Genomic DNA, 12,422 nt, shown 5'->3' with positions numbered 1-12,422 from the left:
AGTCCCCGATTTCGGGTCAAAAATGAACAACAGGCGCGGTCAAGCAATCTTGAATCGCGCCACGGACTGACGCAGCTCCTCAGCCATCTGCGACAGTTCGCGCACCTGCTGCGCCGTAGTGCGGGTGCCATCACTGGTCTGCTCCGTCACTGCAAAAATGTGCTGGATATTCTCGGCCACTTCGTTGGCCTGCACGGCTTCGTCCGATGCCGAGCGGGAAATCTGCAAGATCAGCTCCGCCAGGCGGCGCGACACGCGGTCAATCTCGGCCAGTGCCGTACCCGCGCTGTCGGACAGGCGCGCACCTTCCACCACACCCTGGGTGGAGCGTTCCATAGCGGCGACGGCGTCCTGCGTGTCGGTCTGAATCGCCTTCACCAGCACCGAGATCTGGCGCGTTGCATCGGCAGAACGCTCCGCCAGACGCTGCACTTCTTCGGCCACCACCGAGAAGCCGCGGCCCGCTTCACCAGCCGATGCGGCCTGAATGGCGGCATTGAGCGCCAGAACGTTGGTCTGCTCGGTAATGTCCGAAATCAGGTCCGTGATTTCGCCAATTTCCTGTGAAGACTCACCCAGGCGCTTGATGCGCTTGGAAGTATCCTGAATCTGGTCGCGGATGGAGTTCATGCCGCCGATGGAGTTCTCCACCGCCTTCAAACCCGATTCCGCAGCCAGCAGCGATTGGCGCGCCACCGCAGCCGATTCCTGCGCCTGCGACGACACCTGGTTAATACGCGTTGCCATGTCCAGAATGGACTTGCCGGTTTCACGAATCTCGCGCAGCTGCTCGGTCGAGGCAGCCAGCAGCTCGGTCGAGGTGGAATCCACGGTCGAGGTGGTCTGCGCCACACGGGTCGCCGTGTTCTGCACGCTGCCCACCAGCATGCGCAACTCTTCCACGGTGTAGTTCACGGAGTCGGCGATGGCGCCGGTGATGTCTTCCGTCACGGTGGCTTCCTGCGTCAGGTCACCTTCAGCCACCGATTGCAGCTCGTTCATCAAACGCAGAATGGCCGCCTGGTTGGCATCGTTCAGACGCTTGGCTTCCTGTTCCTGGCGGGTCGCGTCCTGCTGCAGGATTTCCGCAGCGCGGCGGCGGTTGGCAGAATCAATCAGCTGCAGGCGCACGAGGCCCCAGCCGCCCAGGCCCACCAGCAAGGCGGCCAGCACGATGCCGACCAGGTACAGCCAGACCCGGTTGGAGCCGCTGTTCAGATCGGCCTGCAAGGTATTGAGGCGCTGGCGCATCGGCTCGCTGGCCGACTGGATCGACACTTCGGCTTCGCGGGCTTCCGAAATGCCCTTGAGGTTGCCCAGAACAGCCGAGCCGTCCTTCAGGGTTGTCTCGTACTGGGTGCTGAGTGCCTGCAGCTTTTCGCGCACCGCACCATCACGGGCAGCGCCCAGGCGCAGTTCGCTGCTGCCATTGAGCAAGCCGCCCACCAGTTCCTTGAAGGTGTTCAAATCCTTGCCCAGCAGGAAAACGGCCTCCGCACTGGCACCGGCGCCAGACTGGAAATCGCTGGAAGACTTGGCGATACGCTGGGTCAGCATGGTCAGCTGGCTGGCTGCAGCGATTTCTGCAGTGGGCGCCCCCTGTTGCAGCTTCAAGCTGACGACAGCCTCGCTCAGCTCCAGCAGGTTCTGCGTGTTTCTGTGAATGGCCTGCAAGGCCTTGCTCATCGAGATGAGCGCATCCTTTTGCTTGATGATCACATCGCTCTTGGCAGCCGTGCGGTTGGCATCTTCCACCAGGGGATCGAGCGTTTCGGCATATGAATCCGACAGGGCCTTGATGCCCAGTTCGTCATCACCGGACTTCAGGCCCAGCACGTTTTGCTTGAGAACGGTCGAGCTCTCGGCCACATCGGCAAACGATTGCTCATGGCCATTGAGTGCCTGGCCCACGGCCTTGGCCAGGCGTTGTGACTGGGTCAGCGCCTGGCCGGTGGCAGACAACTGCCCCGTCACCGTGCGCGACTGGAGAATCGCCCACACTGCCAGCGCAAAGAACACCACTAGGCCGCCGATCACGATCGCCAGCAGGGTTTTCTGGTGCTTGGACGCCGGAGCAGTTCCCAGTACGGGCAGGGTGATCGGATCATCACCGCTCACATTGCCCTCGACCAATTGCTCCATGTATGCATTGCTAGAGGCCAATGTCGACTCGGAGGGAGCCACAACGGCATCGCCGGTGGAGCCTTCGGACAGCATGACCTGGTCGCCATCCGGGAAAATGCTGACACCGGGTTCTGGCGCTGCCGCATCTTCTTTGCGTTTGAATAGTTTGCTAAACATACAGAGTGGTTATGGTCAGAGGGTGGCAGGCGGTCTGCGCTATGCCGTGATATCGAGAAAATCGGGGGCATTGGCCAACAGCTGCAGATTCAATTCCTGCCATTGTTCGCCGGTGGTCGTCGTATAGAGCGCGCCAAAGAACTCGGGCGCATCGGGAGCCGCATCGCTGGAGTGCTGGAAATCGGCAATGCCCCGCAGCCCCCCCAGGTCCTCCACGAACAGCGCCGCATTGACACCCATCATGGGATTGAGCGCCACGACCGAGGCCTCTGCAAATACCTGTTCGCTGCGCGCAACGGGCAGGCCCAGCATGCGCGCGAGGTCGACCACGGTCAATAAAATGCCCCGGATGCTGGTGACTCCCAGCATCCAGGGCTTGGTGTAGGGAACCGGCTCGACGCCGCTCCAGCCCACCACTTCGCCAGACTGGCTCAGGGGCAGCAGGAAATTCCTGTCGCTGATCTTGACGGCCAGCCACGACGCTCCCACAGCGGTCTGTGTACGCGCCTGGCTCAGGCGGTCGGCCAGGCGGGCCTGCAAATCCCGTAGGTCTTCGCGTTGTGTCATGCCTTAACCCAATGCCTCGATCTTGGCCTTGAGCTCGGCCGGGTCTACCGGTTTGGTCACGTAGCCGCGTGCGCCCTGGCGCATGCCCCAGACGCGGTCGGTTTCCTGGTTCTTGCTGGTGCACATGATGATCGGAATGTCTGCGTAATCCGGGTTGCGCGTGATCGAGCGCGTGAGCTGGAAACCATTTTGCCCAGGCATGACCACGTCCATCAGAATCAGGTCAGGGCGCTCTTCTGCCAGACGCTGCATCGCCTCATCCGAATTCTGGGCCGTGCGCACCACCATGCCGTGGCGCATCAACAGGTCGCTCAGGAACATCAACTCGGTTTTGGAGTCGTCGACGATTAAAACTTTTTGAATAGGCACAGCCCCTCCTTACCGCACAGCGACGAAGCGCCCGACGGTTTCCAGCAATTGGTCTTTGGTAAATGGTTTGGTGAGATAGTCTTCGCAACCCACCATGCGGCCCCGGGCCTTGTCGAACACGCCGTCCTTGGACGACAGCATGACCACAGGCGTGGACGCAAAGGATTCATTGCGCTTGACGATGGCGCAGGTCTGGTAGCCATCCAGCTTGGGCATCAGGATGTCGCAAAACACCATGTCCGGCTTGAAATCGTTGATCTTGGAGAGTGCATCAAAGCCGTCTTCCGCCAGCAGCACTTCATAGCCACCCTGCTTGAGGAAGATCTCGGCACTGCGGCGAATGGTGTTGCTGTCGTCAACCACCAGGACCTTGAAATTTTCTGCGGATGCTGTCACCGGCCACTCTCCTCACCTAAAGTGTGAAATGCAAATGCACACGGCAGCGAAGGCTGACAACACCCCTCCCACCCGGCTCGCATAGATCTGAATCGCATGGATGCGATTTTCTTTCGACGGAACGGCGCCCGTTTTGGCGCATTTTGCACCACAACGCGTACACTGGACCCGTCGCCCCTGCTCTTAATCTTGAAAAGCTTACATAGCCTTTAAATAGAATGCAACGATTGTAGCTTTTCAACACGGTTGGTTGTGGTTCTTGCGGCACTGTGCCATACCCTATTGACCTATGACATCTCCTTTGACATCTGTGCCCGAATCCAGCGCCAGTGACAGCACCCTCGCCGCCTCCATCGACACCGTCAGCATCCTGTGCATCAACGCCAACGACCCGATTGGCGCCGGCGGCATCAACGGCGACAGCCTCGCCGTAGCCTCCATGGGAGGGCACCCCTGCACCGTGGCGACGGGCACCCTGGTGCGCGACACCCTCGATACCCTCGATTTCTACGCCCTGCCCGATGATGCAGTGCAACACCAGGCCCAGACGGTTCTGCAGGACGTCCCCATCCGCGCCATCAAGATCGGCTTTCTGGGATCGATAGGCAATGTGCGGGTTTGCGCGGAAGTGACCAATGACTATCCGGATATTCCTGTGGTTGCCTATGTCTCCAGCATGGCCTGGTGGGATGGCGCGCTGATCGAGGATTACCTGGATGCCTACGAAGAACTGCTGCTGCCCCAGGTAACCGTGCTGGTGGGCGCCTATGGCCTGCTGTGGCGCTGGCTGCTGCCGGAGCGCACTTCCGAGCACCCGCCCACGCCGCGCGACATTGCCCGGGCTGCTGCCGAGCACGGCGTGCCCTTTGTGCTGGTTACCGGCATTCCCCGCAAGGACCAGCATGTGGAAAACGTGCTGGCCTCCTCCGACACCATCTATGGCAGCGGCGAATTCGAGCTGTTTGAAACCGAGTACCTGGGCGCTGGCGACACCCTGAGCGCCGCACTGACCGCCCTCCTGGCCACCGAAGTCCCATTGAGCGACGCCACGGCAGAAGCAATGACCTACCTCGACAAATGCCTGGAAGGGGGCCTGCGCCCCGGCATGGGCAAGACGATTCCGGATCGCCTGTTCTGGGTACATGCCGATGATGAAGAAGACGCAGACACGGACGAGGCAGCCAGTGCGCCCTGATTGTCTGATTGTTGCCACCTGATGCCATCTGTTGGAATCTGGTGGCATGTGTGCCGTCACCCCGCCGGGGGTAAAACAATGCATCCCGCTGCGGTACCTCCGGTTTGACAGCCCCTCTGCGCTGGTTGGCCGACAATCAGCGGCGAACTCTCCTTTGACCCGCTATGACCATCGATAAAAACGCCCAATTGTTCGAACGCGCACGCCAGGTGATTCCCGGCGGCGTCAACTCGCCTGTGCGCGCCTTCAATGCCGTGGGCGGCACCCCGCCCTTCATTGCACGCGCCCAAGGCGCCTACCTGTGGGACGCCAACGGCAAACAGTATGTGGACTACATCGGCTCCTGGGGGCCGATGATCCTGGGCCATGGCCAGGCCGATGTGGTGCAGGCCGTGCAGGCCGCCCTGCTGGATGGTTTCTCCTTCGGCGCCCCGACCGAGCGCGAAGTGGCGCTGTCCGAGGCCATTCTCAAGCTCATCCCGTCGATGGACATGGTGCGCCTGGTCAGCTCCGGCACCGAAGCCGGCATGAGCGCCATTCGCCTGGCGCGCGGTTACACCGGCCGCAACAAGCTCATCAAGTTCAACGGCTGCTACCACGGCCACGCCGATGCACTGCTGGTCAAGGCGGGTTCGGGCCTGGCCACCTTTGGCGCATCCTCGTCCGCAGGTGTGCCCGCCGAAGTGGTGCAGGACACCGTCGTTCTGGAATACAACGACATCGCCCAGCTCGAAGAAGCCTTTGCCAAGTACGACGGCCAGATCGCCTGCGTGATGATGGAGCCGATCGCCGGCAACATGAATTTCGTGCGCGCCACGCCCGAATTCACCCTGCGCATCCGCCAGTTGTGCGACGCACACGGCGCGCTGATGATCTACGACGAGGTGATGACGGGTTTCCGCGTGGCCCTGGGCGGCGCGCAAAGCATCTACGCGCAGCAGATCCCCGGCTTCCGGCCTGATATCACGGTCATGGGCAAGGTGATCGGCGGCGGCATGCCGATGGCCGCCTTCGGCGCGCGCCGCGAAATCATGGAAAAACTCTCGCCCCTGGGCCCGGTTTACCAGGCAGGTACCCTGTCGGGCAACCCGATTGCCACGTCCTGCGGCCTCAAGACGCTGGAGCTGATCAGCCAGCCGGGCTTTCATGACCGCCTGCACGCCCAGACCGGCAAGCTGATGGCCGGTATCAAGGCCGAAGCCGATGCCGCCGGCATTCCTTTCTGTGTGGACCACCAGGGCGGCCTGTTCGGCTTCTTCCTGCTGCCCGAGCTGCCCGGCAACTACGACGCCGTGATGAAGAGCGACAAACCGCTGTTCAACAAGTTCTTCCACGGCATGCTCACGCGCGGCCACTACTTTGCGCCCGCACTGTATGAGGCAGGTTTTGTCAGCAGCGCGCACACCGATGCGGACATCGCATCGACGGTGGAAGCCGCCCGCGAAGTGTTCAAGACACTGTAAAAAATTCCGCCTTGGCGCTTTTCTGGCAAGCGCCAATAGCTCTTAAAACAAGAGCAAAACAAAAGCCCCGGCATGCCGGGGCTTTGTTCATGGAGAAAAACGCCGCTCAGTCGTCGTTGCCGGTGAGGGACATGATCAGGCGCAGCACGTACCAGAACAGCAGCGCCACCGATGCGAACAGGTGCAATGCCGCGCCTGCAGGACGGTCTGCGGGGTAGTGGTGGATGATCTGCGAGGTGTCATACAGCACGCAGGCGCCTGCGAACAGGATCATGGCGCCGGAGAACCACACGCCCAGCTTGAAGCCGAACAGCACGCCAGCGATGATGACGCCGATGGCCACCAGGCCGCCAATCTTCAGAAAGCCGCCCAGGAAGGAGAAATCGGTCTTGCTGGTGAAAGCGGTGAAGGTCAGGCCCGCCACCAAGGCCAGGGTGGCAATGGCTGCTGCCTGAATGGCACCGGGAGCGATGATGCTTGCCATGGCCAGCATGGGTGCAAAAATCAGCGACTCTGCGACCACATAGCCGCCCAGCGCCAGCATCTGCACGCTGTTGCTCTCGGAATTGTCAGCCGCATTGGTGGCAAGCCAGCCCACCACCATGAACGCACCCATCACACCCAGCCAGGCCCACTTGCTGGCGCCCAGCATCTTGAGCATGGCAAACGATGCGCCGCTCGCATACAGGCCGAACGACAGTACGGCAAACAGCAGCACGGCAACCGCCAGGTAGCTGTAGGCAGCCTTGATAAATTGGCCGCGGGTCTGCGCCTCGGGCACTCCACCGCCGTGGCCGGCGTATTCGGGAAAGTTCATGCGTCCTCCTTCGGTTTCTCTGCGTTGCAGGAGGGGCACCGATCGTTGCCCCCTTGTGCGCCGCAGTATCGCAGATTTGCTTTACAAAAGTACAGGCTTTTCAGCCATGCCGTACGGGCATTGCTGCCTGCATGGACCGGCACGCAGAAAAAAGCCCGCATCTTGCGGGCCTGTGGGCGGGATCGGGGGTCTCAAGGCTTGCCAGCCTCCGGCTTGGCTGATGGCTTGAGCGCCATCAACCAGCCGGCCATCAGCTCAGCCTGCTCCTGCGTGATCTGCGGGTGGCGGGGCATCACCACACGGCCCCACTCCCCCACGCTGCCCTCGCGGATCTTGCCCGCCAGGTACTGAACCCCGTCGGGCCGGTCGCCGTAGCGCTTGGCAATGGTCATGAAACCGGGGCCCACCACATCCAGATCCATGGTGTGGCAGCGCATGCAGTCGCTGCTTTTCGTCACCAGATCGCGCCCCCGCTGCAGAGCAGGGCTGGCCGCAATGGTTTGCTCGACCGCCACCACCTCCGGCTTGGGCCGCAGGATCAGGCGCCCGATGTTGAACATCCCCAGCCCCACCACCAGCGCAAAACCCACAATCACCACGCCCCACCAGCGCGAGCGGCGGGGCTGTTCGTCTCTCTCTTCTCGTGTATCGCTCATGGCTTCCTCAATTGATACGCCGAACCGCCACGAGGCAGCCCTCCTCCAGGAAGACCGCCCAGCGGCGCACGATCAATCAATGCCGGAAGTGGCGCACGCCGGTGAACACCATGGCCACGCCGCGCTCGTTGGCGGCGTCGATCACTTCCTGGTCGCGCATGGAGCCGCCGGGCTGGGCCACGCAGGTTGCGCCCGCATCCACCACCACGTCCAGGCCGTCGCGGAACGGGAAGAAGGCGTCACTCGCCACCACGGTGTTCTGCAGCGACAGCTTGGCGGCATCGGCCTTGATGGAGGCGATGCGTGCCGAATCCAGGCGCGACATCTGGCCCGCGCCCACGCCCATGGTCATGCCGTTCTTGCAGAACACGATGGCGTTGGACTTGACGTACTTGGCCACCTTCCAGGCGAACAGCAGGTCGTTCAGCTCCTCGGGGGTGGGCTGCTTGACGGTGACGACCTTCAGTTCGGCCAGTTGCAGCTCGTGGTTGTCTGCGGTCTGCAGCAGCAGGCCCGAGCCCACGCGCTTGGATTCGACGGCGTTGCGGCCCTGGTCCCAGGCGCGCTCGCCGCCCGCTGGCAAGGCGATCTTCATCAGACGCACATTGACCTTGGCCTTGAAGATTTCCAGCGCCTCGGCGCTGAAATCAGGCGCCATCAGCACTTCAACGAACTGCTTGGAGACGGCTTCGGCCGCAGCCTTGTCCACAGTGCGGTTGAAGGCGATGATGCCGCCAAACGCGCTGGTGGGATCGGTCTGGAAGGCCTTGGCATAGGCTTCGTGCGCATCCTTGCCGATGGCCACGCCGCAGGGGTTGGCATGCTTGACGATCACGCAGGCGGGCACGTCAAAGCTCTTGACGCATTCCCAGGCCGCATCGGCGTCGGCGATGTTGTTGTAAGAGAGCTCCTTGCCCTGCAGCTGCACGCCGGTCACCAGCGAGCCGGGGGCGGGGTACAGATCGCGGTACAGCGCCGCCTGCTGGTGGCTGTTTTCGCCATAGCGCAGATCCTGCACCTTGATGAAGTGGCCATTGCTCTGGCCTGCGAACAGCGCGCGCTCGGGCACATACGCTTCGCTCAGCTTCTCTTCTTCAAACTTGACGCTCGACAAGTAATCGCTGATCGCACCATCGTACTGGGCGATGCGGTTGAAGGCAGCCACAGACAGCGCAAAGCGCAGCTTGTCGGACAGCTTGCCCGCGCCCTTGAGTTCAGCCAGCACGGCGTCGTACTGGTCGGCAGCCGTGACCACGCCCACGTCCTTCCAGTTCTTGGCGGCAGAGCGCACCATGGCCGGGCCGCCAATGTCGATGTTCTCGATGGCATCGGCCAGCGTGCAACCCGCCTTGGCCACAGTGGCCTCGAACGGATAGAGGTTCACCACCAGCAGATCGATGGTCTCGATGCCGTGTTCCTTGAGCGCCGCCATGTGCTCGGGCAACTCGCGGCGCGCCAGCAAGCCGCCATGCACCTTGGGGTGCAGGGTCTTGACGCGACCGTCCAGCATTTCGGGGAACTGGGTCACCTCAGCCACCTCGGTCACCGGCAGGCCCACGCCCGCCAGCAGCTTGGCCGTGCCGCCGGTGGACAGCAGTTGCACGCCCAGGCCGTGCAGCGCCTGGGCAAACTCCACAATGCCGGTCTTGTCAGAAACGGAAATCAGTGCTTTCATGGCAATCACTCTATAAATAAAAACAGGCTCTAGCGCTCGCACTGATTGCGCAAGCCGCTATAAATTTGATAGATTTCAAAGCATCTTGTGCTCAACCAGCTTCTTGCGCAGGGTGTTGCGGTTCAGGCCCAGCCATTCGGCTGCGCGCGACTGGTTGTTGTCGGCGTGGTTCATCACCACTTCCAGCATGGGGCGCTCCACCATGCGCACCACCATCTCATACACACGGTCCGGCACTTCACCCTCCAGATCCTGAAAATACGTCTGCAGGCTTTCGCGCACGGACTGCTCAATCGTCGTCTTGCTCATACACAATCACTCGTTGTTGCTGGGGCATCGGCTCCCTCGCCGGCCACTGGCACTGCCGCACTGGCGGGCAGGCGATCCATCTGCTGCCCCAGGACATCCAGATAATCGGCCACGGCCTGCCATTGCGCAGCGCTGTTCTCTATTAGATTCATCTCGCGTCGAAACGCGTCCCCTCCGGGCAGATCGCGCACATACCATGCGATGTGCTTGCGCGCAGAGCGCACGCCCGTGCTCTCTCCGTACAGCGCATAGTGGTGCTGCAGATGCGCCAGCAGGTGCCTGCGCAGCTCGGCCACCAGTGGCGGCGCCAGGTGTTCGCCGGTCTGCAGAAAATGCACGATTTCCCGAAAAATCCAGGGCCGCCCCTGGGCAGCCCGCCCCACCATCACGGCATCCGCACCGGTGTAGGCAAGCACATCGCGCGCCTTCTCCGGGGTGGTGATGTCGCCATTGGCCACCACGGGCACGCCCACGGCCGCCTTGACGGCGCGGATCGTGTCGTACTCGGCAAAACCTTTGTAGCCCTGCTCGCGCGTGCGGCCATGCACGGTCAGCATCTGGATGCCGACCTGCTCGAACTGCCGCGCCAGCGTGATGGCGTTCCGGTGCTCATCGCTCCAGCCGGTGCGCATCTTGAGCGTGACAGGCACCTTGTACGGCGCTGCCGCCTCCACCACCGCTGCAGCGATCTCCACCGCCAGCGGCTCGTTCTGCATCAGCGCAGAGCCCGCCCATTTGTTGCACACCTTCTTGGCCGGGCAACCCATGTTGATGTCGATGATCTGCGCGCCGCGCTCGATGTTGTAGACGGCCGCCTCGGCCATCATGAGCGCATCGGTGCCAGCGATCTGCACCGAGATCGGCCCGGGCTCGCCCGCGTGGTTGGCGCGGCGGCTGGTCTTCAAGCTGTCCCACAGGTCCTTGCGGCTCGTCACCATCTCGCTGACCGCATAGCCTGCCCCCAGCGCCTTGCACAGCTGGCGGAAGGGCCGGTCCGTCACACCCGCCATGGGTGCCACAAACACGTTGTTGGCCAATTGATAGGAACCGATGCGCACGGACATGGGGAAAAGACAAAAGCGCGCTCCAAAAAACAGGGGCGCCATAGCTTGGATGGTTTGGGGAAGAGAGCGATTGTACCTGCTCAAAAAATCAGCAAACACCAAATCAACCCGGTTGACACCGTATTCATCCTGTTATTTTTTCGTTGCAGGGCCGCCGCACCATGAAAAGCCCCCACACCAGGGCGGCGGGCTACACTGGCCTGCATGGAAGTGTGGATGCATCAACTGCTGCAATGGCTGGCCCTGCCCCAGTTCGGGCTCAGCACCGTCTTTATCGTGGCGCTGGTATCGGCAACGCTGCTGCCGCTGGGGTCCGAGCCTGCAGTGGCGGGCTTGCTGCAGCTCAATCCCGATCTGTTCTGGCAGGCCATTCTGGTGGCCACTGCGGGCAACACCCTGGGTGGCGCCATCAGCTGGTGGACCGGCATGCTTGCGCACAAGGCATGGCGCAAGGCACGCAGCCTGCGCCATGCGAATGACCCCGTGCAAGAGAGTGGCGCCACGCCCGCCCAGGCCCCGCACCAGCGCAGCCGCCACCAGCGCATCGCCCGCGTCTGGCTGCGCAAGTTTGGCGCCAAGGCCTGCCTGCTGAGCTGGCTGCCGGTGGTGGGCGATCCGATCTGCGCCGTTGCAGGCTGGCTGCGCCTGCCGTTCTGGCCCTGCGTCTTCTATATGGCCATCGGCAAATTCATGCGCTACCTCGTCATGACCGCCACCATCCTGCACTTCTGGCCCGCAGGCTCGCTCGCGGGCTGATCAGGGCAGAAACTTCGGCGAAAGCAGGCGCAGGCCGATGGAAACCCAGTGGCCGCCCTCGCCGCCAAAGCGGTTGCCGTAGGTGGCGTCCACCTGGACCCGGTCGGGCACCAGCCAGTGGCGCAGGCCCACCTGGTAATACGGCTTGCCCACGCCTTGGCGGTAGGTCTCTGCCACCAGCCAGTTGGTGTCCGACAGCTGTGTCTCGGAGCCCAGGCCCCAGGTGAGGCGGTTGTTGTGCGTGCCCTGCTCCCGCAACCAGCCCACATTGGTGTGCAGCACCAGCCGGTCGTCCGCAAATGAAAAACTGGCGGGCACATAGGCATAGGTATCGTGGCCGCCGCCCGAACCGGGGCGCGGGTCGCGCGACACACCAACGGCCAAGCTATAGCCCCAGCCATTGGTTTCCAGCGGTTTGAACAGCGTCTTGCCCTGAATCAATTGCGCACTGCGCCGCGTGCCACCGTCCTCGCGCGTCCACGCCCCGCCCAGCGTCACCTCCAGGTTGCCAGTGAAGTTGCAGGCAGGCTGCGCCCACAGCTCGGTATGGCCATCGGTGCGCTTGGCCCAACTCTCCAACTGGCACGACTTGTCATCCACCACCCGCGCGTCGTCCGTGTTCATCGGGCGGGCCGCATGGGCCATCAACGGGGCGGCGCATACCACGGCAACCAGGCCATGCACCCAGGGGGTCCAACGCATAAAAACTCCTTCGCGCATCCGCAGCCAGCGCACCCGGCCCGTCCGTCCGTCACGCACAGCGCCACGCGCCTGCGCGTGGCTCCTTGATTAATGTGCCGCGGATTATAGAAAGCACGGGCCGCGCATTCGGGCTCGCGGCGCACACGCCAAGG

Annotated in this window: 13 protein-coding genes; 3 read left to right on the top strand and 10 right to left on the bottom strand. The window is 62.6% G+C overall.

Going from position 1 to position 12,422, the window contains the following annotated elements:
• Positions 1 to 39: 39 nt before the first annotated feature.
• From ACH2DG_RS05740 to ACH2DG_RS05725, 4 genes are read right to left on the bottom strand one after another with little or no spacing between them, the layout of a single operon-like run.
• On the bottom strand, positions 40 to 2,301 hold the full coding sequence (locus tag ACH2DG_RS05740; RefSeq protein ID WP_395024745.1) for a methyl-accepting chemotaxis protein: 2,262 nt from the start codon (positions 2,299 to 2,301) through the stop codon (positions 40 to 42).
• Positions 2,302 to 2,340: 39 nt separating this feature from the next.
• The gene (locus tag ACH2DG_RS05735) at positions 2,341 to 2,868 is read right to left on the bottom strand and encodes a chemotaxis protein CheW (protein WP_395024744.1); all 528 of its coding nucleotides are present in this window, start codon (positions 2,866 to 2,868) and stop codon (positions 2,341 to 2,343) included.
• A gap of 3 nt (positions 2,869 to 2,871) precedes the next feature.
• The gene (locus tag ACH2DG_RS05730; RefSeq protein ID WP_263434665.1) at positions 2,872 to 3,237 is read right to left on the bottom strand and encodes a PleD family two-component system response regulator; all 366 of its coding nucleotides are present in this window, start codon (positions 3,235 to 3,237) and stop codon (positions 2,872 to 2,874) included.
• A 9-nt stretch (positions 3,238 to 3,246) separates the two neighbouring features.
• Positions 3,247 to 3,633 (bottom strand): PleD family two-component system response regulator, encoded by a 387-nt coding sequence (locus ACH2DG_RS05725; RefSeq protein WP_184706139.1) that lies wholly within the window; start codon positions 3,631 to 3,633, stop codon positions 3,247 to 3,249.
• A gap of 289 nt (positions 3,634 to 3,922) precedes the next feature.
• Between ACH2DG_RS05725 and ACH2DG_RS05720 the strand changes: the two genes are divergently transcribed.
• Together ACH2DG_RS05720 and hemL are read left to right on the top strand one after the other, a co-directional pair.
• Complete coding sequence (locus ACH2DG_RS05720; protein ID WP_395024743.1) at positions 3,923 to 4,828, top strand: hydroxymethylpyrimidine/phosphomethylpyrimidine kinase; 906 nt, start codon at positions 3,923 to 3,925, stop codon at positions 4,826 to 4,828.
• Between the two features lie 164 nt (positions 4,829 to 4,992).
• The gene (gene hemL / locus ACH2DG_RS05715; RefSeq protein ID WP_395024741.1) at positions 4,993 to 6,291 is read left to right on the top strand and encodes a glutamate-1-semialdehyde 2,1-aminomutase; all 1,299 of its coding nucleotides are present in this window, start codon (positions 4,993 to 4,995) and stop codon (positions 6,289 to 6,291) included.
• A gap of 106 nt (positions 6,292 to 6,397) precedes the next feature.
• Here hemL and ACH2DG_RS05710 read toward each other — a convergent pair whose 3' ends face one another.
• The 5 genes from ACH2DG_RS05710 to dusB all read right to left on the bottom strand — a co-directional run bounded on the left by ACH2DG_RS05710 (position 6,398) and on the right by dusB (position 10,812).
• The gene (locus ACH2DG_RS05710; RefSeq protein WP_395024740.1) at positions 6,398 to 7,108 is read right to left on the bottom strand and encodes a Bax inhibitor-1 family protein; all 711 of its coding nucleotides are present in this window, start codon (positions 7,106 to 7,108) and stop codon (positions 6,398 to 6,400) included.
• Between the two features lie 191 nt (positions 7,109 to 7,299).
• Positions 7,300 to 7,764, bottom strand: coding sequence for a c-type cytochrome (locus tag ACH2DG_RS05705; protein ID WP_395024738.1), 465 nt, complete (start codon positions 7,762 to 7,764; stop codon positions 7,300 to 7,302).
• Positions 7,765 to 7,840: 76 nt separating this feature from the next.
• Positions 7,841 to 9,439 (bottom strand): bifunctional phosphoribosylaminoimidazolecarboxamide formyltransferase/IMP cyclohydrolase, encoded by a 1,599-nt coding sequence (purH, locus tag ACH2DG_RS05700; RefSeq protein ID WP_395024737.1) that lies wholly within the window; start codon positions 9,437 to 9,439, stop codon positions 7,841 to 7,843.
• Between the two features lie 75 nt (positions 9,440 to 9,514).
• Complete coding sequence (locus tag ACH2DG_RS05695) at positions 9,515 to 9,748, bottom strand: Fis family transcriptional regulator (RefSeq protein ID WP_184706151.1); 234 nt, start codon at positions 9,746 to 9,748, stop codon at positions 9,515 to 9,517.
• A complete protein-coding gene (gene dusB / locus ACH2DG_RS05690) occupies positions 9,745 to 10,812 on the bottom strand; it encodes a tRNA dihydrouridine synthase DusB (protein ID WP_395024736.1) in 1,068 nt (355 codons plus the stop codon). The genes ACH2DG_RS05695 and dusB overlap by 4 nt, the downstream gene beginning before the upstream one ends.
• 216 nt (positions 10,813 to 11,028) lie before the next feature.
• Between dusB and ACH2DG_RS05685 the strand changes: the two genes are divergently transcribed.
• On the top strand, positions 11,029 to 11,568 hold the full coding sequence (locus ACH2DG_RS05685) for a YqaA family protein (protein WP_395024735.1): 540 nt from the start codon (positions 11,029 to 11,031) through the stop codon (positions 11,566 to 11,568).
• Here ACH2DG_RS05685 and ACH2DG_RS05680 read toward each other — a convergent pair whose 3' ends face one another.
• Positions 11,569 to 12,270, bottom strand: a complete 702-nt coding sequence (locus ACH2DG_RS05680) for a hypothetical protein (protein WP_395024734.1) — start codon at positions 12,268 to 12,270, stop codon at positions 11,569 to 11,571.
• Between the last annotated feature and the right edge of the window lie 152 nt (positions 12,271 to 12,422).

Source organism: Comamonas odontotermitis (genome assembly GCF_040396735.1).
Lineage (GTDB): Bacteria > Pseudomonadota > Gammaproteobacteria > Burkholderiales > Burkholderiaceae_C > Comamonas > Comamonas odontotermitis_C.
The sequence above is the reverse complement of the archived record's forward strand: the minus strand, read 5'-3'. Positions and strand labels throughout refer to the sequence as shown.